This is a genomic window from Salinivibrio sp. AR640, from assembly GCF_001995405.1.
Taxonomy (GTDB): Bacteria; Pseudomonadota; Gammaproteobacteria; order Enterobacterales; family Vibrionaceae; genus Salinivibrio; species Salinivibrio costicola.
The window spans coordinates 176,757-200,088 of the sequence record NZ_MUFD01000001.1; the positions used below are offsets into that span (position 1 = coordinate 176,757).

The 23,332-nt window shown below is 49.3% G+C and carries 19 protein-coding genes, 1 other RNA gene and 1 pseudogene; 7 read left to right on the forward strand and 14 right to left on the reverse strand.

The window, feature by feature from the left end:
* Positions 1-30: 30 nt before the first annotated feature.
* The 3 genes and pseudogenes from BZG75_RS15655 to BZG75_RS00780 form a co-directional block, all read left to right on the forward strand.
* A pseudogene (locus tag BZG75_RS15655) lies at positions 31-402 on the forward strand (methyl-accepting chemotaxis protein); the annotation flags it as partial.
* Positions 403-458: 56 nt separating this feature from the next.
* Positions 459-1,850 carry an HD-GYP domain-containing protein gene (locus tag BZG75_RS00775; protein ID WP_077460132.1) on the forward strand — a complete coding sequence of 464 codons (1,392 nt, stop codon included), beginning with the start codon at positions 459-461 and terminating at the stop codon, positions 1,848-1,850.
* A gap of 157 nt (positions 1,851-2,007) precedes the next feature.
* The gene (locus BZG75_RS00780) at positions 2,008-2,484 is read left to right on the forward strand and encodes a Dps family protein (RefSeq protein ID WP_021023831.1); all 477 of its coding nucleotides are present in this window, start codon (positions 2,008-2,010) and stop codon (positions 2,482-2,484) included.
* 95 nt (positions 2,485-2,579) lie between these two features.
* Here the strand turns inward: BZG75_RS00780 and BZG75_RS00785 are convergent, their stop codons facing one another.
* The 6 genes from BZG75_RS00785 to BZG75_RS00810 all read right to left on the reverse strand — a co-directional run bounded on the left by BZG75_RS00785 (position 2,580) and on the right by BZG75_RS00810 (position 7,162).
* Positions 2,580-3,467, reverse strand: a complete 888-nt coding sequence (locus BZG75_RS00785; RefSeq protein WP_077460131.1) for a DUF2861 family protein — start codon at positions 3,465-3,467, stop codon at positions 2,580-2,582.
* Complete coding sequence (locus tag BZG75_RS00790; protein WP_077460130.1) at positions 3,464-4,108, reverse strand: response regulator transcription factor; 645 nt, start codon at positions 4,106-4,108, stop codon at positions 3,464-3,466. The genes BZG75_RS00785 and BZG75_RS00790 overlap by 4 nt, the downstream gene beginning before the upstream one ends.
* The gene (locus BZG75_RS00795; protein WP_241824036.1) at positions 4,105-5,484 is read right to left on the reverse strand and encodes an ATP-binding protein; all 1,380 of its coding nucleotides are present in this window, start codon (positions 5,482-5,484) and stop codon (positions 4,105-4,107) included. Before BZG75_RS00795 ends, BZG75_RS00790 begins: the two co-directional genes overlap by 4 nt.
* Positions 5,485-5,748: 264 nt before the next feature.
* Positions 5,749-5,845, reverse strand: an RNA gene (ffs, locus tag BZG75_RS00800) — signal recognition particle sRNA small type.
* A gap of 124 nt (positions 5,846-5,969) precedes the next feature.
* Positions 5,970-6,701: a hypothetical protein gene (locus tag BZG75_RS00805; RefSeq protein WP_077460128.1), complete on the reverse strand. Its 732-nt coding sequence runs from the start codon at positions 6,699-6,701 to the stop codon at positions 5,970-5,972.
* A gap of 41 nt (positions 6,702-6,742) precedes the next feature.
* Positions 6,743-7,162: a YbaY family lipoprotein gene (locus BZG75_RS00810; protein ID WP_021023827.1), complete on the reverse strand. Its 420-nt coding sequence runs from the start codon at positions 7,160-7,162 to the stop codon at positions 6,743-6,745.
* Positions 7,163-7,261: 99 nt separating this feature from the next.
* Here BZG75_RS00810 and tesB point away from each other — a divergent pair, with 99 nt between their 5' ends.
* Entirely contained in the window at positions 7,262-8,125 is an 864-nt protein-coding gene (gene tesB / locus BZG75_RS00815; RefSeq protein ID WP_077460240.1) for an acyl-CoA thioesterase II, read from the forward strand.
* A gap of 70 nt (positions 8,126-8,195) precedes the next feature.
* On the opposite strand, the gene BZG75_RS00820 is transcribed toward tesB, so the two are convergent.
* Genes BZG75_RS00820 through BZG75_RS00830 form a run of 3 tightly spaced genes read right to left on the reverse strand, consistent with a single transcriptional unit; the run spans position 8,196 to position 12,219 of the window.
* On the reverse strand, positions 8,196-9,956 hold the full coding sequence (locus BZG75_RS00820) for an ABC transporter transmembrane domain-containing protein (protein WP_077460127.1): 1,761 nt from the start codon (positions 9,954-9,956) through the stop codon (positions 8,196-8,198).
* The gene (locus BZG75_RS00825) at positions 9,949-11,709 is read right to left on the reverse strand and encodes an ABC transporter transmembrane domain-containing protein (protein ID WP_077460126.1); all 1,761 of its coding nucleotides are present in this window, start codon (positions 11,707-11,709) and stop codon (positions 9,949-9,951) included. Before BZG75_RS00825 ends, BZG75_RS00820 begins: the two co-directional genes overlap by 8 nt.
* Positions 11,710-11,751: 42 nt before the next feature.
* Entirely contained in the window at positions 11,752-12,219 is a 468-nt protein-coding gene (locus tag BZG75_RS00830) for an Lrp/AsnC family transcriptional regulator (RefSeq protein WP_077460125.1), read from the reverse strand.
* A gap of 133 nt (positions 12,220-12,352) precedes the next feature.
* On the opposite strand from BZG75_RS00830, the gene BZG75_RS00835 reads away from it, so the two are divergent.
* On the forward strand, positions 12,353-13,414 hold the full coding sequence (locus tag BZG75_RS00835) for a PLP-dependent cysteine synthase family protein (RefSeq protein WP_077460124.1): 1,062 nt from the start codon (positions 12,353-12,355) through the stop codon (positions 13,412-13,414).
* A gap of 786 nt (positions 13,415-14,200) precedes the next feature.
* Here BZG75_RS00835 and dbpA read toward each other — a convergent pair.
* Positions 14,201-15,583: an ATP-dependent RNA helicase DbpA gene (gene dbpA / locus BZG75_RS00845; protein ID WP_077575962.1), complete on the reverse strand. Its 1,383-nt coding sequence runs from the start codon at positions 15,581-15,583 to the stop codon at positions 14,201-14,203.
* 245 nt (positions 15,584-15,828) lie between these two features.
* On the opposite strand from dbpA, the gene BZG75_RS00850 reads away from it, so the two are divergent.
* Entirely contained in the window at positions 15,829-16,263 is a 435-nt protein-coding gene (locus BZG75_RS00850; RefSeq protein ID WP_241824035.1) for an acyl-CoA thioesterase, read from the forward strand.
* Positions 16,264-16,345: 82 nt separating this feature from the next.
* Here the strand turns inward: BZG75_RS00850 and BZG75_RS00855 are convergent, their stop codons facing one another.
* Positions 16,346-17,131, reverse strand: a complete 786-nt coding sequence (locus BZG75_RS00855; RefSeq protein ID WP_077460122.1) for a hypothetical protein — start codon at positions 17,129-17,131, stop codon at positions 16,346-16,348.
* A 217-nt stretch (positions 17,132-17,348) separates the two neighbouring features.
* The gene (locus BZG75_RS00860; RefSeq protein ID WP_077460121.1) at positions 17,349-17,876 is read right to left on the reverse strand and encodes an RES family NAD+ phosphorylase; all 528 of its coding nucleotides are present in this window, start codon (positions 17,874-17,876) and stop codon (positions 17,349-17,351) included.
* A gap of 181 nt (positions 17,877-18,057) precedes the next feature.
* Here BZG75_RS00860 and queC point away from each other — a divergent pair, with 181 nt between their 5' ends.
* Positions 18,058-18,753, forward strand: a complete 696-nt coding sequence (gene queC, locus BZG75_RS00865) for a 7-cyano-7-deazaguanine synthase QueC (protein ID WP_021024560.1) — start codon at positions 18,058-18,060, stop codon at positions 18,751-18,753.
* Between the two features lie 81 nt (positions 18,754-18,834).
* Here the strand turns inward: queC and BZG75_RS00870 are convergent, their stop codons facing one another.
* Both BZG75_RS00870 and BZG75_RS00875 read right to left on the reverse strand, forming a co-directional pair.
* Positions 18,835-21,984, reverse strand: a complete 3,150-nt coding sequence (locus tag BZG75_RS00870; RefSeq protein ID WP_077575889.1) for a multidrug efflux RND transporter permease subunit — start codon at positions 21,982-21,984, stop codon at positions 18,835-18,837.
* The gene (locus tag BZG75_RS00875; protein ID WP_077460119.1) at positions 21,984-23,105 is read right to left on the reverse strand and encodes an efflux RND transporter periplasmic adaptor subunit; all 1,122 of its coding nucleotides are present in this window, start codon (positions 23,103-23,105) and stop codon (positions 21,984-21,986) included. The genes BZG75_RS00870 and BZG75_RS00875 overlap by 1 nt, the downstream gene beginning before the upstream one ends.
* Between the last annotated feature and the right edge of the window lie 227 nt (positions 23,106-23,332).

Below are 23,332 nucleotides of genomic sequence, written 5' to 3' on the forward strand. Positions count from 1 at the left end.
CAAGCTGTCGAAGCCGCTAATCAGGTAAATCAGCTCAGTGAGCATGCACAGAGCATTGAAAACATCGTCACCACGATCAAACAAATCGCCGAACAAACTAACTTGCTCGCACTCAATGCAGCGATAGAAGCAGCGCGCGCGGGTGATCAAGGCCGTGGATTCGCGGTTGTTGCCGACGAAGTTCGAGGTTTATCACAACGCACCAGCAAGTCCACCACAGAAATTGCCGATGTCGTCGATGAAAACCTACAACTGATCAAAGGGGTGAGTGAGGCAATGGAAAGAGTCACTGAACAATCAACCATGGGGCAAGAAAAAGTCACCGCAGCCGATAACGTGATGAGTGATATTCACGCAGGTGCAGAAGAAGTGTCGGCAACCGTTCGCGGTCTCACACATTAAAAGTAGACCTTCACCACCAACGCGTAATGGACGAATAAAGTGGATGAGAAAATAAGATGCAACCCCATATAAATGACGTGACTTCGTTAAAGTTGTCAGAGCTAATCCTAGCCTTGAGTACGGCGCTCGATATGACTGAAGGACAGCCACCCGAACACTGTATGCGTTGTGCATGGATGGGGATGAAGCTCGCAGATACGTTGCAAATCAACGACCAACAGCGTCATGACTTATTTTATTCCCTTCTGCTAAAAGATGCCGGATGTAGTAGTAATGCTGCACGTATTTGCGAACTATACCTCACCAATGATTTAGCATTTAAACAAAGCTACAAGGTAGTGGACGGTAGCTTATCCAGCGTACTGAATTTCGTACTAAAAAATACCGGCGTAAAGCGTGGGTTTATGCAGAAGCTCTCGACCACACTCGATATCATTCGTCATGGCGACATGTATGCGCAAGAGCTGATCGAAACGCGATGTACCCGTGGTGCCGATGTCGCACGCGATTTACGTTTTAGTGAAAGCGTTGCTGAAGCCATCTACGCGCTGGATGAACACTATGATGGTGGTGGGCGTCCTGATCAGTTAAAGGCCGATCAGATCCCCTTGTTTTCGCGCATCGCATTGATGACGCAAGTCATTGATGTCTTCCGAACCGAGTCCGGTGTCGACGCCGCACTCCGCGAGCTGAAAAACCGTCGCGGCACTTGGTTTGACCCCGACCTCGTCGATACCTTTTTACAGCTGGCTCACGAACCGCAATTTTGGCGGCAACTGGATAGCCCCACATTAAAAGAAGAAGTCCTGTCGATGACGCCTGCCAACACATGCATTTGGGTCGATGATGATTATATGGATGACATTGCAGCTGCCTTTGGGCGTATTGTTGATGCCAAAAGCCCTTTCACCTCGGGTCACAGTGAACGTGTCTCCGTATACGCTAGCTTAATTGCTGACGAGTTAAACATCAGTGAACATGATAAAAAATGGCTAAAGCGTGGCGCGTTACTGCACGATATTGGCAAACTCGGCGTAAGCAATAATGTGCTCGATAAGCCGGGAAAACTGGATGACGAGGAATGGGAGCACGTTAAACGCCATGCTGCACTGAGTAAAACCATCTTATCGAAAATCCACCAATTCGATCACCTCGCCAAGTTCGCTAGCGCCCATCATGAAAAGCTCGATGGCTCAGGGTATCCAGACGGCATGCAGGGCGATGACATTTCCCTGCTCACTCGCATTATTACCACCGCAGATATTTTTGATGCTATCACTGCTGAGCGTCCCTATCGTGGCCCTATCCCAATGAACAAAGCCTTATCCATCATGAAAGAAGAAACTGGCACGGCAATCGACGCGCGCTGCCTACAAGCGTTAATCGCAGGTCTCGAGCGTCTTCCTGAGCATTTTATTGTTCATGACGATACATCGATCACATCATAGGCTTAACCTATCAGGTATATAGGTTAACTCCATTTTCCTTTTTTAATTCGGGACGTTATTCTATTTTCATCAATCGAAACAACACAGTTTCCAGTGTTCAATTTTCGCGATAGCGCGACGATTTAACACATTGATTTTGCCACTAAGGAGGCATTAGATGAGTAAACAATCAGCATTGATCGGATTGGACAGCACCAAAGCTGCAGATTTAGCAGCTCGCCTAGATACGCTATTAGCAAACTACCAAGTGCTGTACACCAATGTGCGTGGTTTTCACTGGAACATCAAAGGCGGCGACTTCTTTGAGCTACACGTAAAATTCGAAGAGATCTATACCGATCTGCAAACTAAGATCGATGAAGTAGCCGAGCGCATTCTTACTATTGGTGGTACCGCTGAACACCGCTTCAGTGAATATTTGAAAATCAGTGAAATCAAAGAGCATGCACCAGAGGCGAACGGTCAAGCCGGTCTACGCGCCATTGTTGACGGGTTTAGTGTATTAATTAGCCTACAACGTGACATTATGAGCCTTGCTGGTGAAGCTGACGACGAAGGCACATCAGCACTAATGAGCGATTACATCCGCGAACAAGAAAAATTACTGTGGATGTTCAACGCATACTTGAACTAATTACCTGTTCGATAACGTAAAAATAGCCCGCTTTGTCGGGCTATTTTTTTATGTCTCTCGCCTTTAAACACGTTTGATAGATCGCTCGCCTAGCGTCATTTAACTCGCCTGGCGTTAACTGATTCAGCGGTGTAAGGTGTTTCTGGTAAAGGCAAAGCTAGCCGTTCGACGTAATTCACTTTGATAGCGCCTTGGTACTCAAAATGCGTCACGATCGCGCTCAAGTGTTCCGATTTAGCGGGACGTTTAACGGGAAGCGAGACCTTCACCGGGCTCGGTGTGTTTTCCGCGCTACTTGTCACATAAATTGGCGTTTGCTCGATCCATCGGTACGCATCATCTAGCCATAGCCAATAAGCGGCTGCCGGCGCGCAACTGGTTGGCGTGTTGGGCAAATCCACCGTTAATTGTTGATCAGGATGGCCGATTAGTTTCACCCAAGGGCGCCGCGGTAATCCGTAAACGACCAAGCTGTAGTGCTGCCCACCTAAACGCAGTTCGTAAACACCTGGATCCACTTGGGTAAAAAGTTGTCCTGATTCAATTTCTTGAAATCCAGTTTGAGCGCCTAATATTTCACTGATCACCGTCTGACCATTGGGATCAGTGAGCGTAACCAAAATTGCACGCGATACATGCTCAGCCGATAGTTTGATTTCATAACCTAGGCTTGATGCTCCTGCGCGTCGCACAAAAGAAATGGTAAGCCCTTGTGGAATATCCTTTCCATTCGGCTCAGTCAGGCGTTGACCACAATCTGTTTGATTGATGATCGCATGTTTGAGCGCGGCCCAATGCTGGGTAGCAATCTGTTCTTGCGATAGTGCAAAAATAAGCTCCTGCCAAGCAACAGTAGGTCGGTCGGCGGCTAATGCCTGGTAGGTCTGTTGCATGGGCGTATCACCAAACCAGGCTTGCTCAGCGTTTACTTTTACGCTTAGCATCGCGAATCCGAGAACCAGCAAGCGTCCCCATCGTGTCATAGCATCACCAATCGATAGCCCACTCCTCGATGCGTCTCTATTGCTAAATCGGGCAATTTTTGTCGTAACCGCAACACATGATTATCCACAGTACGAGTGGTGGGAAACGCTTGATAACCCCAAATCTTGTTGAGTAATTCTTCACGATGAAAAACTCGCCCTGGGTTTTGTATTAACAATAATAACAGGTCAAATTCTTTCGGTTTCAACATCACGGATTCATTCTGCCAATAAACATTCCGCGATCCCGGCTCAACCTTGATCGGTCCATACAAAAGCTGGCTCTCGCCCAAAGGTCGAAGCTGGGCATAAATTCGCGCGAGCAACTCTTGATGTGAAAAAGGTTTAACCACATAGTCTTTTGCTCCTGCCATGAGCCCTTCAACTCGTTGTTCTACTTCAATTTTCGCGGTCAGTACAATAACAGGGAGCGCTTTTAAGGAAAGCCAGTGAGGAAGCTGAATCAAGCTATCACCGTCGGTCAGTTGCCGGTCTAAGATAACGAGATCGGCGTGATACCAGTGCTTCTCTACCTTGTGGCTATCAACTAACCAAGTACATTGGAAACCGTAGCTCTCAAAAAATTGACGTAGGCCCTCACCCAACAAGGTGTCATCTTCAATCAATAGCAAATGGCTCATTGGGGTAACTCCAACATGCAGCAAGTAGGATGACGTCTAATCAAAAGTTTACCCCCCATTTGCCGCATTAACCGCGCGACTAAAAATAATCCAATCCCCATATTGTGCTCAGACTTTGGTGCTTTACAGCGGCGCCAAACGCGTTGCCACCATGAAGGAAAAGCGCCATCATCATAGACACACACTCGAATTCGCTTGCCGACATGTACTCGGATCCAAACTTTATTGCCACCGTGTTGATGCGCATTTTGTATCAGATTTTTCAAACAAATAGAGAGCCAGTAGAAAGGCAATGTTAATGTCTTATCTTGGTTTAACGTGTAGTCAATGTCATAGCAGTCACACACGTTATCTAACCACTCGGATAACGAGGCTGTTTGCGTTTTAAACTGCTCGCTTTTATCGGTACTTAAATATCCCTTGCTGGTTTCCGTCAGTTGGTTGAGCCGTTGATGGTCGGCCAATAAACGCCACAACACATCTTGCGTACAGTCATCCAGCTTATCGAATTGATTGCGCAACATCTCAACCGTCAGACCCAAACTGGCAATGGGTGTTCGCAGTTCATGGGTGAGTAACTGGAGGATAAACTGGCGCTCGCGCCGCTGTTGGTACCTATCATAAACACTGCGCGCTAACCCCAGCACTAGCGCCCCAAAAATAGCCACCAAAATAGCAATCATGACGCCTCGATAAGCGGGATGTAACTGATTACAAATATTACCATATCGGTAGTCACAGCCCGTTGAGTGGGTCGATAGGCTCAAACGATAATTATCGGCGATCGACGTCCATTGTGTGCGAGGTAACGCTTTCCACCCTTCTTCCCCATTTAACCACAGACGGTCTCCATCCAAATAGGCACGATAACCGTTAAGCAAGGCATCACGCCCTGACTGACTAAGCGCGGCCAGTGCGTCATGCAAAGGGTGATTTTTATTGGCGAGAGTCACACGCTCTACCAGTTCAGGCGGTGGTGTCTTTATTGCGTAATGGCTTAAATAACGCTCGGCGTAACTCCCCCCAGCAGGATGAAGCAGCGGATTTTTTTCAAACCATTCAACCGGTAAAGGCTGTTCTCGACAAAGCGCAAGCTCGAAGCGCTGAGCAACTAACAGCCTTGGTACCACAATGCGCGGATTAGGTTGGCAGGTTTGAACGACCTGGTAGAGAGCGCTCAGATCTTGCCAATCAAAATGTTCAAAATCTGGATATTGTGCCTGGCTCACTAAAAGCGCTTGAGGATAAGCGTTTAAAGCCGGCTGAGCGACCATCAGGGTCCCTGCTTGCCACGCTTCATCGTAAAACCCCTTAAGCTGCGTTTGTAGATCGCTCGCCATCACTTGGCTACTCACCAAGATAGCTATCCATGCCACCCACATTCGCCTTATCACCACGTCACGCCTCCATTGGGCCCACTGCTGCCTGTATATTTAATGATCATAGTCGAGTCATGCCAAGCTGTGTCACCCAGGTGTCAACAGACGATAATAGAAGACAGACTCTCATATCATCCCAAAAAATCAGTTGGTTGTGCACATATCAGTTTGTCGTGTAAATAGGCGGTGGAATTCACAGGAAAATGATGGTGTATTGTTCGAGAAGCATTTGATTTTAGGGGGGGACAGAAAGGGCGGAGACCTCCCCAGCTACATCCCGGCACACACGTCCCAAGCGCGGGCTGCTTCCTTCCGGACCTGACCCAGTACACAAGATAGTGTTGCGGGAGAACCAAGGAGGCCTCCATCGATATGTCGTTAAGCTTGCTTAACTGCGGGGCATTATGTGGCAAGGCTGGATGCAATGCAAGGAGGATTCGTTTTCTTACCGATTAACTGTTGATCTTATAAGCAATTATCACTTAATTATCGTCTGAGTCTTCCAAGAGTAAATACTCACCTACCCAGATAGCCGCCAGCATAGTGGCCCACGCCACCAGTAACGACATCGTTAATTGATAGGGAACACGCCAAGCAATAACTAAAAACGGCACGCACGGCAAAATGTGCATCGCAAGGTGACGTGAAGCGGCTAAACGCGGTGTAAGCGCCACCCACTGTAACAGCCCAATCATCGCAACCACTGCCACGCTCCACAGCGCGGATGGCCACCCAACCGCCGCGGCCAGAATGGGAAGCACTAGCCAAGCGCCACGGCGAGGTGGTTGGTAGCCCGGCCAATATTGCATCGATAGCCATAACCCGCATAACGCCGCAAGTTGAAGAGCCAAAAACCAGGGAGCCCCGCCTAATTTTGCTTCCGACTGCAAAGCCATTATCCCTGCGAAAATAGCGAGCATCACAGCCCCAAGTAACCACTTAACATGGGGATGTCGGTCAGGATTAAACCATAAAGATAACGCTGGCAAGATCAGCAAAGTACTTGCCGCAAGCAAAGCAGGTAACTGCGGTAAAGAAAGGGCCAAGGCCGCCATTCCCAACAGCAATAACCAACTCGCCAATTTGTCTGGGTAGAAGAAAAACAACGTAGGCGCCATGATCGCTAACCCATGTAAGGCATCGCCGGCACTGATACTCGCAGCAATAGCAATCGCTAGCACGATCGCGGGCCAAACTAATGAGGAAATCCGCATGCACACTCCTTGTGCTGTGGTCATGATTCCCAGTGTAGCGACTAGTTGTCGGATCGTACCAGCGTAATGGTTGGATCATAGGTGTGATTCGTATCCGTGATCACTTTATTAACCGTATTGGTGATAAATAACGGGCGTTCACTGACATCAATTTGCGCGGTGATCACATAATCATGAGAAGCAGAAATTTGGCTTGGATCGTAATTTAGCGCGAAGTGGAGGGGCACTTGCTGACCTTCAGTCACAAAAGACTGTCGGCTAATCACTTTACCCGGCGAGTCCATTTTTTTTATTTCTACCAAACGCACAGTGACACTGGCAGTCTCGGGTAAAGCAAGGCGCTCACGATAGACCAAAGTACCAGAAATATTCGCTAAATCATTGGGTTGGCTATTACCAGAGCAAGCGGTAAACACTAGAGCAGTAAATAAGGCGAACAACAGAAACGTTAGTTTCTTCATTAAAGAATCCTCACCGAAACGCGTTTGAATGCGGCAAAAACGCTAAGGTTATGATAGCTTGAACAATAACAATGGAAGCATAGCATGAATCAAGGACTTATGAGCCAACCACTGACAGAACTCTTACAACTGCTGCAGCTTGAGCGATTAGACACCGGCCTATATCGCGGCCAAAGTGAGAATCTTGGACTGCCACAAGTGTATGGCGGGCAAGTGATTGGTCAAGCGCTCTCTGCCGCGAAAACATCCATCGAAGCCGATCGCTTTTTGCACTCATTTCACAGCTACTTCCTGCGTCCAGGCGACCCGGAACAACCGATCATCTATGATGTTGAGATACTCAGAGATGGAAAAAGTTTCAGTACTCGACGAATAAAAGCCGTACAGTACGGCAAACCGATTTTCTATCTTACCGCATCGTATCAAGAGGAAGAGGAAAGTTTCGAGCATCAAAACACGATGCCGACAGACGTGCCCGCTCCGGAAACTTTGCGCTCGGAGCAATCACTGGTCGCAGATATTGCCCATAAACTACCCGCCAATGTTGTCAAAGCGTTTGGCAGTGATAAACCAATAGAAGTTCGCCCTGCGACTGTGATCAATCCACTGAAGCCAGAGACGGCCCCAGCGAAGCAATATCTCTGGATCCGTGCTAACGGTGAAGTCGGCGATGACTACCATGTCCACCAATACTTGCTGGGCTACGCGGCGGATTGGGGGTTTTTGGTCACTGCGCTACAACCTCACGGGGTAACATTACTGACCCCAGGCATGAAAGTGGCTACTATTGATCACTCTATGTGGTTCCACCGCCCGTTTAGAATGGATGAGTGGTTGCTGTTTGCGATTGAAAGCCCCTCCGCCAGTGGTGCACGTGGATTTGTTCGCGGAGAGCTTTTTAACCAACAAGGTGACCTAGTAGCTTCTGCTACTCAAGAAGGGTTAATGCGTAAGCTCTCCTAGCGCTCAGCGACGCTATTCGCGGCAAACAAGGGGCCTCAGCCCCTTTATAATTCTCTTACCTATGACACGACTAAGCCTGCGCTTCTTCCTCAAGCGCCGCCAAGTGAGCGCTGGCTTGCTGAAGCTGGTACATCTGCCAGTAACGCCCTTGCTGGCGTAGCAGGCTTTGATGACGCCCTTGCTCAATCACGCGGCCGCGATGCAAGACCAAGATGTTATCGGCCTCGGCAATAGTCGATAAACGGTGCGCAATCACTACCACTGTCATCTGCTGACGTAACCTATTTAATGCTTGCTGAACAAGCTCTTCGGTACCGGAATCGATATTGGCGGTGGCTTCATCAAGGATCAATATTTTAGGCTGACGGACTAACACCCGCGCTAGAGCCAATAGCTGACGTTGCCCAGCTGAGAACGTCATCCCCCCCTCGCCCAATGGAGTCTCTAAACCAGCAGGTAAGCCTTTCACGTACTCTGCCAATGCTACTTGCTCTAATGCATGCCAAATCACAGCATCGTCCAGTGTCTGTCCCAGCGCGATATTTTCTTTTAAGCTGCCGGTTAACATGTGCGGATCTTGTTGCACCATCGCCACGCCCTCGCGCAAACTTTGATGGCTTAAGGTTTCAATCGGCAAACCACCCAGCGTTAACGTGCCTTCTCCTGGGCGATAAAACCCCATGAGTAATGACGCTAAGGTTGATTTACCGCTCCCCGTATGACCGACCAACGCCAGAAAGCCGCCCGCAGGAACGTCTACATTCACGTCGGACAACACTGGCGTTTCGCCATCATAAGAGAAGGATATATCACGCAGTGCAATGGCACCGTCAGGAATCGGTGTACTGTCATGACCATATTGCTCAGGCGGCGTATCCATCATTTCAAACAATCGCTCTCCCGCTGAAATCGCCTGCTGCAACAGTGATAATTGTTGCATCATCTCAATCAGCGGCTCAGTGATTCGACCCAGGTAACTCAAAAAAGCATAGAGCACCCCGACGCCAATCACTTCCATTCCACTGACGCCGAAAATTGCCACTAAGGACAGCAAGGCGGCACCGGAGAGCAAATCAATCAAGGGACGCAAATAAATACCATTGAGACGCTGAATCGTGACCATGGCATCCAAGTGATCCGCGGTCATCGTTTGAAAGCGGGAAGAAAACGCCTGCTCTTGCTGCATCAATTGGATAAGATTCATGCCCTGTACCGACTCGTTCATCACCCCGTTGATATCAGCAAGTCGGTCTCGCGCTCGGCGATAGGCGGGCGCTGAGCGTTTTTGATACCGTACCATTACCAAGATGACACAGGGCAATAACACCAGCACGACTAGCGTCAGTTCAATACTGAGCAGCAGCATCGCCACCAGCATCACGCTAATCAAGGCGATGTTGCGTAAAAAAGTCGAAAGCACCGACACATACAGCTCTTTCAAGGATTCGGTATCATTGGTTAAGCGCGAGACAATCCGCCCCATCGGCACATAGTCAAACGCGGATAACGGCTGTTTGATAACGTTGGCAAACACGGTTTTTCGAATCCGCTGAATAATCGCCACCGCCATGGTGTTAAAGCGTAACTCGTACTGATACTGGAAGCCGGCCGAAACAATGGTGGATACAATGTACCCCACCGCAAGCGCCCACATGATCATCGCCGGATAATGGTCTTTGGCAACATAGCTATCAAGAAAGATTTGCACCAAATAAGGGCCGGTCACTTCCGCCACCGCGGCTACCAATAAGAAAATGGCGGCAATCACAAACTGGCGACGATCGCGACGCATATAGCTTAATAGCCGATATAAAATCTCTCGCTTAGTCATTGCGCGGCTCCTCATCGGCATCCAGTGCCGCTTCCAGCTGCTGATATTGATGCATTTCTTGATACCATCCTGGCTGTTGAATCAATTGACGATGCTGACCGCGCTCGCGTATTTGGCCATGACTAAGCACCACGATTTCGTCGGCGCTTTCCAAGGCCGATAAGCGGTGAGCAATCACGATCGTGGTACGCGTTTGTTGATGCTGTTGTAGATTCTGCAAAATCCGATGTTCGGTGTCACCATCAACCGCCGACAAGGCATCATCCAAAATCAAGCACTCGGCACCCACCAATAATGCGCGAGCAATCGAAATGCGCTGCTTTTGACCACCGGACAGAGTAATCCCCTTTTCTCCAACAGCCGTTTGATAACCCTGCGGCAACTGACGAATATCCTCGTCAATACAAGCCAAATGGGCCGCGTGTTCAATCTCCGTTTGAGTTGCGTCGGGGCGACCGAGGGCGATGTTTTCCGCAATCGAGCGCGAGAACAAAAACGGTGTTTGCGTCACCACCGCAAAACGTTGTCGCCACGACGACAAATCAGCGTTCGCAATCGATACATCACCATAACGAATATCGCCTTTTTCCAACTTAGTCAGATGCAATAGAAGTTGTAACAAGGTGGATTTGCCACTGCCAACCGGGCCCGCAATCCCCAGCATTGCCCCAGGCGGGAGGATCACATGGATATCTTTGAGGGCAAAACTGTCATCCGGTTGCCACTTAAACTGCTCAATGGCCAGCGTCAACGGCTGCATGGTGTCAGGCAGCGACGTGTCACCGCCAACAATGTCTGGCTGCTCTTGCAGCAACGCATCAATCCGCGTCCAAGCGGCACGCCCACGCTCAATGATATTAAATAGCCACGCCACCGCGAGCATCGGCCAAATCATCAGGCCTTGATACAAAGTAAATGCGGTAAGATCCCCAAGCGAAATCTCACCAGTGGCGACCAAGTAGCCGCCGCCAGACACGGTTAGGAAAAACGAGGCGCCAATGGTGCCTTGGATCACCGGCGAAAACAGCGCATCAACCCGCGCCACCGCAAGGTTTTTCTCCCCAGTACGATCGGCAACTTGATCAAACTGATTCATTTGATGCTGCTCTAAGCCGAATGCACGCACCATACGCACTGCTGACAGTGAGGACTGACTCACCTCTGACAGCTCAGAAAATGCTGCTTGTGATTCGGTGAAGGTATGATGCAAACGACGACCAAAGCGATTAACCAGCACCGCCATCACCGGCATCGGTAGCAGCGCTAAAAGCGTCAGCTGCCAGCTGATTTGGCTTACCATCACAATCAATACCGCCGCACCTGTGATAATGGAATCACCCGCGGTCAGGACTCCCTCTCCGGCGGTCATCACCACCGCTTTCACATCATTAGTGGAGCGCGCCATGATATCGCCACTCGGATAGCGACGGAAAAAATGCGGAGATTGGCGAGTAAAGTGATCATAAAGCCGATTGCGCAGCACAGTACCAAGCTCGGCCGCGGCACCAAATAGCCACACTCGCCACACAATGCGTAGCACATACACTACTACCCAAATGGCCAGCATGCCTGCCAGTAGCCACATCAGTAGCTCAGTAGAAATCTCTCCCGCGACCACGCCATCAACCACATGACCCACGGCCATCGGTGGGATCAGCTCGAAGACAGAGACAAATACCAAAATAATCATGGCGCCGAGATAACGACGCCATTCACGTTTAAAGAACCAGCCTAACTGCCAAAACACCTTCATGAGGTCTCCTTTTTATCCCCGCCTTTTTATCATCACAACGACCTATCGGATCGGTAAGGCGGTGGTGTACTTAAGCGCTTCCATGGCGAATGTTGATGTCACATTATTCAGACTTGGCACAGAATTGACCAGCTTTTTATAAAAATGATCAAATCGAGTCATATCAGCCACCTGCACCTTCATCATGTAATCATACTCGCCTGCCATGCGGTAGAATTCCATCACCTCAGGGAACTCGGTTACCACCTCGGTAAAGGTCTTGTACCACTGCTCACTATGGTCATTGGTTTTGATATGGACGAAGGCGGTAAATGCGAGGCCAACGGTTTCCGGGTCAAGCAATGCCACCCGACCACGGATCACGCCTTGTGATTCCAGCCGTTTCAGCCGCTTCCAACAGGGAGTCGTGGTTAAATTCACCCGTTCGGCCAGCGCGGACACAGACCAGTTGGCATCTTCCTGCAGCGCCGCGAGTAAAGTACGATCTATCTCATCTAATGTGACAACCATAAAAATATATTCTCTTTAATCTTTTTATATGAGTTTTATTTTCTCTTTTGGCGTCATTATAGAGCAAAAATAGCAAGGTTTTTATCCTGCGCTTTGCGTAAACTGGTACTAATCACGTATTCGGAGACGCATGATGACAACCCCACCTCTTTGCCATACTTGGGTCGGTAACGCGATTCGCCTGATTGAAGCGGACTTTAAACGCTCTGCAGATACCCATTTAATCAAGCTCGACCTCCCTAGCTTCGCGGATATCGATATCTATCTGAAAGACGAAAGTACCCATCCAACCGGTAGCCTAAAGCATCGCTTGGCGCGCTCTTTGTTTTTGTACGGCTTATGTAATGGTTGGATTGATGAACACACCACCATCATTGAAAGCTCATCAGGCAGTACTGCCATTTCCGAAGCGTATTTTGCTCGCCTACTTGGCTTACGGTTTATTGCTGTGGTGCCCAAAAACACTGCGTGTAAGAAGATTGAGCAAATTCGTTTTTATGGCGGTGAAGCGCACTTTGTCGAGCGGTCAGACCAGATCTATGCCGAGTCTCGCCGCCTTGCTAAGGAGCTCAATGGCCATTACATGGACCAGTTTACGTATGCAGAGCGAGCGACGGACTGGCGTAGCAATAACAACATTGCCAACCGTATTTTTGATCAAATGCAGTACGAGCGCTTCCCGATCCCTCGCTGGATTGTGATGAGCCCGGGTACAGGTGGCACCTCAGCGACCATTGGCCGCTACATTCGCTATCGCTGCCAACCCACTCAACTGATGGTGGCCGATGCTGAGCACTCGGTATTTCACGATTACTTCCTCACCGGCGATAAAAACTTAACGACGGATGAGAGCAGTCGGATTGAAGGGATTGGACGGCCACGTGTCGAGCCCAGCTTTATTCCCGGCGTGATTGATAGAATGACCACAGTGCCGGACACTCACAGTATCGCCACCATTCACTGGTTAGAAAGCCAGCTTGGCCGCAAAGCCGGTGCGTCCACGGGTACTAACCTGTACGGCGTCTTGATGCTGGCGAATGAAATGCGCGCCAACGGCGAGAAAGGCTCTATCGTCACCTTACTATGTGACAGCGGCGAGCGCTACCTAGACACCCATTACAACCCTGATTGGGTACGCGAGCACATTGGGGCGCTCAACCAAGCGACCCATGATTTGCAGACTTTGTTGGGGTAACGCGCCATCGTCTATACAGACGTTGGATAAACAGGCGCGTTAATATATAGATCAGGCGTAGGTCGGCATAAGCGCTGGGACGATATTAAACTTGTCACTCGGTGCAGCCGGCGCGCCCGCTGCACGGCGCCTCCGACATCGTAGATCAAATTGGTGCCAATCGCGAATGGCATCATTGATATTAAAGTACGCGTAGGTCGGCATAAGCGCCAGCACAATGCCAATCATTATCACGATATGGGCCGCGCGCCATCCGACATCAAAGCCAAAGATTAACCTCGATGTCAAATTTGGCACCGATCGTGACAGGCGCCCGTTGACAATGTGCACTTATCCAACAATGTCCCGGGGCTTGTGTCACCTACGCCGATGGCACCATCAATGTATAAATTTTGTCATTGTATGCATTCCCACGCAGGAGCGTGGGAACGAGCAATCGTCGCCGATGGCACCATCGATATATAAACCTGGCGTAGGTCGGCATAAGCGCCAGCACAATGCCAATCATTATCACGATATGGGCCGCGCGTCATCCGACATTGGTGGTAAATTTGGCACCGATTGTGACAGGCGCCCGTTGACAATGTGCACATACCCATCATCGTACTGGGGCTTGTGTCATCGTCGCCAATGGCACCATCGATGTATAAATTTTGTCATTGTATGCATTCCCACGCAGGAGCGTGGGAACGAGTAAAAAGCGTATCGTGCCTGTCCCTGTAGAAAAAGTGCCTAGGTCCTAGGATCCTAGGACCTAGGCACTGCTTTTATAGCTTACGGTAAAGATCAAACCCGGCGGGCACGAATAGTGCGGCCTTTAACTTTACCTTCATTGAGCTTACGCAACGCGGCTTTAACGCAAGATTGTGACACTGCAATAAACGCCACATTATCGAGCACATTGATTTTACCCACCTGTTTACCGTCAATACCATCTTGACCGGTTAGTGCGCCTAAAATATCGCCCGCGCGTACTTTTTGCTTTTTACCCGAGTCAATCATCAAGGTTGCCATCTCAGGCTGATAAGGCGTAGTGTCGAGCAAATGCTGCGGCGGCAGGGCTTCGGGGAGAAAATCGCGGTCATACTGATCGCCAATCATCGCCAGCTTATAGTGCTCAGCATCGTTATACAGCGAACACGCCACCCCTTTTTTGCCAGCGCGACCGGTACGGCCGACGCGGTGCACGTGAGTTTGCGGATCGTGGGCGAGTTGATAGTTGATCACCATATCCATGTCATCAATGTCTAAGCCTCGCGCGGCGACATCAGTGGCCACCAGCACCGAGGCACTTTTGTTGGCAAATTTTACCAAGGTGCGCTCACGGCCACGCTGTTCAATATCACCATGCAAGGCAACGGCGCTAAAACCATCATCTTCTAAGTTGTCGCACACTTGTTGTGTTTGGACTTTAGTCGTACAGAACACCACACAACTTTGCGGCTGAAAGTGTAATAACAGTAGCTTTAACGCTTGGTAACGCTGCGTGTTGTCATCAACTTTATAGACGTGCTGCGAGATTGTACTTTGCGTTTTCACCTCATCCACTTTAACGGAGACAGGGTGGCTCAGCACTCGCTGGGCAATCGCATTGATCGAGCGCGGGAAGGTGGCGCTGAATAATAAGGTTTGGCGATGAGCGGGAACACGCGCAATGATAGCATCCAAGGTATCTTGGAAGCCCATATCCAGCATCTGATCGGCTTCATCCAACACCAAGGTTTCAACATCATCGAGGCGCAATGTACCCTTGCGTAAATGATCGTCGACACGCCCTGGAGTGCCGACAATAATGTGTGCACCATGCTCCAGTGAGCCAATTTGCGGGCCAATCGATACCCCGCCACACAGCGTCAGTACTTTGACATTATGGCGGCCACGCGCCAACTTGCGCATCTCCTCAGCGACTTGCTCGGCCAACTCACGGGTTGGACACAGCACCAAGGATTGCACGCGAAAGCGCTTCACGTTCAGTTTGGCTAACACGCCAAGGCTAAACGCCGCTGTTTTCCCTGAACCTGTCTTTGCTTGAGCAATAATGTCTTTACCATCGAGCACAGACGGCAAGCTCTGCGCCTGAATCGGTGTCATTTCGGTGTAACCCAGCGTCGCTAAGTTATCGAGTAAATCAGCAGGTAACGCGAGCGAGGAAAAAGCGGTATCAGTCAAAGTCGTATCCACAGCAAAAGTAAACAAAGCCGCGCCCAAGCACGGCCAAAAAGGGGGCGTATCATACCAGAATCTGGCTGCTGCCACATTAGTCGATTATAGCCACACGCTTTGCTCCCTACTTTGTCACTTTATTCATTCTGTTACGCAATTGTTAGACCAAGCTCCGTATTTACACTTGCCCAGCTTGTCTTGTCATTGTGCTTGGTGTGCAATCAAGGCACACAATAAAGGAGGATTGTCTTGTGGCAAATATCCCAGTAGAAAACTACCCACTCTCTCATACGCAGGCGATTGTTTGGAACGACATGGACGCCCTGCAACACATCAATAACACCGTGTACTTTCGCTATTTTGAAGATGTGCGCGTGGTGATGCTTGAAAAACTGGAAGTGTTCGAGCTAGCTAAACGACTGCATGTTGGCCCGGTGGTCGGCTCGACCCGCTGCGATTATCGCGCCCCTTTGGTGTATCCAGATACCATCACCACCGTGGCTTGGGTGGAAGATATTCAAGAAAAGCGCTATGCGATGAAGTATGAAATCTACAGTCACAATCAAGAACGCTGTGTGGCCGAAGGCGAGGCTTTGATTGTCTATTGCGATTTTAAAACCGGTAAAAGCTGCCCCATCCCAGCTGAAACGCTCGAAGGGTTAAAAGCCTTTGCCGCGAAAGAATAACTTTTAAACTCTAGTTTCTGTGATGTAGCTACTAATAAAAAGAGCCTACTTATTCTGGAGGCTCTTTTCCAAAAAGGCATTCTCAATAACGGTCACATGCGTACCAGTTATCCGGCCAATCCCAAATATACTCTGAGTTTATCATCACTTTTATTTTTTCCTCAGTAGCATCCTCAGTATAGCCCACCACTTTATCTTCTATGGAAACAAAGCATATTTTTGTTCCCTTAGTCAGAACCTTCTCTCGAGTATCTAAGCTTCTCACTTTCAATTTTTTAAGCTTTTCTTCCTTTCTTCTTTTCTTCTCTTCTAAACGCTCTTTCCTTTTCTGCTCTCTTTCTTTCTTCCACAACTCGTACTCTTTGCCTGCCTCTTTCCTGTTAGAAAAGCTGGGGAAAACACTCTGTGATAACTGATTATTTCCTACTGGTTTAAAAAAAGTGAGAACCCAGCTTGGCCAGTCTTTTTTCACCAAGTCTTCATAATCAAAATAATAAGAAAAAATCGCGATATCTCTGTTTTCCTTCAGTTCACAGACATGCTTATTAATATTGTCTCTTCCGATACGACGACTATCATATTTATGTATCACACCATCATGGGACTCACAATACCCACTCATTACTTTATTTATGTAAGAGCGTTTATCTTTAAAGACAAATACACGATACTTTTCCACTCCACCTTTTTCTTCATATGAATCTAAATAATCACCAGAAGCTAAAACGAGTGCTGAAGATCCCAAGTCCACGTTGTATGTTGCTATATCTCTAAAGATACCATCAAGATCTTCATTAATATTGACATTAGTTGACTGGCATGCAGAAACCATCAGAGACATGATGAGGATAGGTATTATTTTTATCATCTGAATAACCACTATGTTAAATAGTTTAAGGTTAAAATTTTTTGAAACTAAAAAGAAGAGAACTGAGTCACAAAAAAAGAATGTTTATAAATGCCTATAGGAGTATTCTTTATCTAAACATGAGCATTATTGGTTATAGGTGATGAGACAACTACGTATCTTTCATTGCAATGAATAATCAACATTCACTTACGTACATATAACAACTAATCTTAATCTAATTTGATAGACAAATCTCTTCAGGCTCGCCCACTCTGGTCACAGACGGCGCGCCTGGGGCGTTCCAGCGAAACAAGGTGATATGCCAAGTGCTGGGATCTTTTCGCGACGGGTCAATTAAGACAATTTCATTACCACTTCTCAGCGTATCGGCCACCAACCAACTAGATGGTGATTCGCCTTTTGCTAAGGTGGCTTGCCAATCAACGCTGGATAAGGTTTTGTATTGCTGGAGTTCAGGATGACGCAAATCCACCAGCTCACAGGGGTCAACCTGATACCGCACGAGCACGCGTGGCGTTATGATCTGGCTGGCGTACTTTTGCATGGCCACACGCGCACTTTCTGCACTCTCGGTCAAATACAGCGCACTTTCACCCTGACGATTATACCGACCGTTCGGTCTGTCTTTGCTTTCTCGCGTCAAGGCAGCGTCGATGTGCTCAGGGTGACACACTCTGACAAAAATACCCGAGATAGGCGTGCGGCACAGGCAGGGGATAGTTTTCGGTTCAAGTCCGTCCATGACTTGTGAATGTCCTTTATAAATCAATTATCAAGGCGTAGTTTAGCAAACAAAGAGGGGACAAATTGCGTACTAACTAACGGATTACATCATCGCGTCTGGCTTGCTGTCGATACCACACAGGGGTACCATCCGTGCTCTGTGTAACACTGGGTAAGTAGCACCGCCAGAGGACAAACCGATGAAAAAAGCCGTTGTGGTATTTAGCGGAGGACAGGACTCAACCACCTGTTTGATTCAAGCGCAGGCAGAGTACGACGAAGTGCATTGCCTCACTTTCGACTATAACCAGCGTCACAAGCAAGAAATTGACGTTGCCCGTGAGATTGCTGCAAACCGCAAAGTCAGTGCGCACAAGGTATTAGATGTTGGCTTGCTCAACGAATTAGCGATTAGCTCGCTCACACGCGACAACATTCCCGTTTCTAACGCGCTGAACGAAAACGGCCTGCCCAATTCTTTTGTGCCGGGACGGAATATCTTGTTTTTGACTTTGGCCGGCATCTACGCCTATCAAATTGGCGCTGAGGCAGTGATCACCGGTGTCTGCGAAACCGACTTTTCTGGCTACCCAGATTGTCGCAACGATTTTATTCAATCGATGCAGCAAGCCCTTGAGCAAGGCATGGATAGACAACTCGCATTAGTGACGCCGCTGATGTGGCTGAATAAAGCCGAGACCTGGGCACTGGCCGACCAGTATCACGCCCTCGATTTTGTGCGCGACCACACCCTAACCTGTTATAACGGGATTAAAGGCACTGGCTGTGGTGAATGTCCAGCCTGCCACTTGCGTCAGCGTGGCTTAGATGACTACCTCGCCAATCAAACGGACGTACAAGCCGCACTGCAACGCAAACAAGCCGAAAACGCGTAACAGCGCGCATCCTTGGTAGCAACAAGAAATAAAAAACCGCCTCATCGCGAGGCGGTTTTTGTATCGAGCATACAACAGCGGCTATTTACGCGGCTCATCATGCGGATTAGTATCAAACTCACCATGACTGGTCCGATGCACGGTTTCCACTGCCAACGCTTTATCTAATTGCTGCGCCACATACTCAGGCGAATGGGTATGTACCGAGAGCAAGCGATACATCGCTGGGATCACCAGCAAGGTGACAAAGGTCGCAAAGGCCATGCCGGTGAAGATCACCGTCCCAACCGCGATACGACTCTCTGCCCCCGCCCCGGTTGACAGGATCAGCGGGATCATCCCTGCCAAGGTGGTAAACGCCGTCATCAAAATCGGTCGCAAGCGACGGACTGACGCATCGATAATCGCTTTTTCAAATGCAATACCACGATCACGCAATTGGTTGGCAAACTCCACGATTAAGATACCGTTTTTCGTCACCATCCCAATCAGCATGATCAAACCAATTTGGCTATAGATATTGATCCCTTGGTTGGTCAGCCACAAACCTAAAAAGCCACCTAGCATCCCCATGGGCACCGTCAACATCACTACCAAGGGGTTGATAAAGCTTTCAAATTGCGCCGCTAACACCAAGTACGATACCAAGAGGGCTAAACCAAACACCACCAGCACACTGGTTTGGTTGTCCCGAAAATCTTTCGACTCGCCCGAGTAGCCCACCGAGATATCAACTGGCAGCGTCTCGGCCGCCGCGGAGTCGAGATAATCGAGTGCTTGGCCGAGCGTCACATCCTCACCTAAGTGCGCCGATAAGGTGATCGATTTTTGCTTGTTGGTATGGCTTAGACGCTGCGCAGAGGCGGTTTCTTCCACCGTGGTTACCGCATCCAGCGAGACCAATTGACCACTACGACTGCGCATATAGATACGACTCAGATCGCTCTTGCTGCTAAACGCATTTTCATCGCCACGGACATACACATCATATTCTTCACCGCGATCCACATAGCTGGTCTGCGCGCGACCACCTAACATGACTTCCAAGGTGTCGGAGACGTCCCGTACCGAAATGCCAAGTTCAGACGCACGACGGCGGTCTACTTTGACGACTAGCTCAGGCGTATTTTGGCTGTAGTCATAGTCCGGGCTATCAATCATGCCCGCTTCACGACTCATTTCACCTAAGGTCTCAGCCCAGCGATGCAACTCAGGGTAGTCTGGGCCGCTGAGTACAAATTGCACCGGCTCAGAGCTTCGACCGCCAAAGCCGGGCGCAAACGGGAACACTTGCACATCTGGCACGCCATTCAGTACCTGACGCACTTCTCCGAGAATGGCTTGTGCTGAACGGTCGCGCTCATCCCAATCCGGTAAAAGCATGATCACAAAGCCGGTTTGATCGCCGGCACGACCACCAAACGCGGGCGTCTGCAAGCTCACCGAACTCAAGGTGCCCGCTTCCACCAGTGGCATTAAGCGCTGTTCAATTTGCTCAATGTTGCCCACCATGCGGTTATAAGCCGTCCCTTCAGCGCCTTTCACAAAGGCTAACAGTACACCACGGTCTTCTTGCGGCACCAACTGAGACGGTAAAGATTGCATTAACGCCCCACTGCCACCAAGGCAAAGTAGGATTACTACTGGGGCCATCCAACGCCAGCGCAGCACCTGCACTAAAGCGCGCCGATAATAGCTTTCAAGCCGCTCAAACCCACGTGTCACAATGCGGTTGACCGGACTGGATGAAACATTTAAGCGCAGTAACTTACTGCCCAGCACGGGCGTCAGCGTCAGGGCAATCAAGGATGAACACAACACGGTCACGGCCAGCATCACCGCAAATTCTGTGAATAGCTTGCCTATCATGCCGTCCATATAGGTAATGGGTAAGAACACCATCACCAGCACCGCCGTGGTCGCAATCACCGCAAAACCAACTTCTCGCGCCCCGCGGTACGCGGCCACCAAGGGTTTATCGCCTTGCTGTAAATGATGGAAGATATTTTCGACCACCACGATGGCATCATCCACCACTAACCCAATCGCTAAGATCAGCGCCATTAAGGTGAGAAGATTAATCGAGAACCCCAATGCTGAGGCTACGATAAAGGCCGAAATCAATGACACAGGCACGGTCACCGCGGGAATCAGTGTCGCACGCGCTTGGCCGATAAAGATATACAATACCAACACCACCAACGCACCAGTAATAAAGAGCGTGCTGTACACTTCCTCTATCGATCGCTCGATAAATATGGTGGTGTCATAATCGACCCACAGACGCGTGCCTTCAGGGAGAAACGCCTGCATATCATCCACGAGCTTATGGGCACGATCAGAGATATCAAGTGGATTGGCATCGGATTGTGGGATCAAGGCCAAACTCAGGTTGTTGATACCATTGTTTTTATAGGTCGCATCTTCATTGCGTGAACCAATCGCCACGTCCGCCACGTCCGACAAATAAATCGCGGTGCCATCGGCTGTGGTTCGTATCACCAGCTGTTTAAAATCTTCCGCATCACGATACAAACGATCGCTACGCACCGGCATGGTCATCACGTCATTGCGGATTTCCCCGCCCGGGCTTTCTAGGTTTTCCTCCCGCAATGCATCGAGAATATCTTGGGTCGTGACGCCATGTCCTGCCATCTGCGTCGGATCCAGTTTTACATACATCACTTTATACAGCGCACCGTATAAATCGACCGAGCTTACGCCGGAGATCAAACTGAACCTATCTTCCAGGGTGCGCTGGGCGTATTCGGTGAGCTGGTTGCGATCCATTTCCGATGAGGCGAGATTAATGTATATCGCGGCCTCACCGGTGCCGTTATCTTTATACACAATCGGATCATTGGCATCATCGGGCAGTCCACCTTGCGCACGCGCCACCGCATCGCGCACATCACTCACGCCTTCAGTCAGTGGATGATCGAGATTAAATTCCACCGTGATACGCGATGAGCCATTACGACTGACTGACGTAATTTCATCAATACCGCTGATCCCGGACAGCTCATCTTCAATCAACTGTGTGACTTGGCTTTCCATAATGCTTGCCGACGCGCCCGAATATCCGGTGTAAATACTCACCACAGGGCTATCAATATCCGGCATCTCACGCACAGAGAGCGTCGAAAAAGACACAGCACCAAACACACATAGCAGTAAACTCAAAACCACCGCCATCACCGGCCGCTTCACCGACACATCAGATAACCACATTAGCTGGCCTCCGTCTCAGATGCGGTCTCATCGACACGGCTTTGATCATCAGCTTGATGTTTAGGCGCTTCTGCATTTAACACTGATACTTGTGCGCCATCGCGCATGTTCACCAAGCCTTGTATGACGATGTTTTGCCCCGGTTCAAGTCCTTTACTCACTACCACTTGGTTATCAATGCGTGCACCGAGGGTAATTTCGGTACGATGGGCGATACCTTCATCATCAACACGAAACACATAGCGACGGGTGCCGGAATACTGCAGCGCTTGCACCGGGACAATCACCGCTTGCTGTTGTGGTAAGGCCAATTTTGCTTCCATCAGCATACCAGGTTGCAGTTGGCTTTCAGGGTTATCCAACGCGACCCGGACACCAACAGATAACGCGTCTTGATTGATACGAGAGTCCACGACCCGAATCTCACCATTGAACGTTTTGTCCGGCCAAGCTTGGGAGGTCACTACCACCGGCATATCAGGATATAAGCGGCTGAAATACTGCTCTGGGACTTGAATATCCAGATTCATACGCGACAGATTATCGAGACTGAACAAGGTTTCACCGATGTCCACACGCTGACCGACGCTAAGATCAAACAAACCGATACGCCCGGAAAATGGCGCGGTTAGGCGATGATCATCTAAATCAGATTGCGCCGACTGCAAACGGGCTTTGGCAATGTTGACGCTGGCTTGTTGTGCTTCCAACTCGGTTTGCGTCAATGCTCCGCGCTGCGCCAGCTTGTTGTATTCTTTAAGTTTACGCATTTCATCATTCAGATAGGCCGACGCTTCCAACACAGCCGCTTGGGCTTTAGCACGGTTAAATGTCACCAAAGGTGCGCCCTTTTCAACCGTTTCCCCCGGCTGCACATGGACGGTTTCAATCCGTGCCGACACTTCCGATTCAATACTGATCTGTTGATGAGCTTTGACGTTTCCCACTAACGACAGAGACGGTGAAACAGACTGGGTTTCTACCGGCGCGGTCATCACATCCACAGAGCGAGCGCCTGGTGGTGGCGCAGATGTCCCGTCGGTCGATGGCGCCGAGTCACCAAACTGCCAGTACGCGATCCCCGCCAACACAGCGACGCCCAATAGCATCCATTTTTTCATTGCATGACACCTTATTATTTGAATAGCACCAGTGTACTGATCTACTTTTTTTTGTCCTTAAAGAATTGTAAAGACGTTGTTTTTTATCGTTATTACATCCAAATTCGAGATTTAGCTACATAGCATTCAGACTGTGAAAACTCAGGCAGGTTTCAAAAAGCGATAAAAACAACGCTTATCGCTGATTTTGGACGCAAGACGTTGAAAAAAACACCAACCGCATTCTG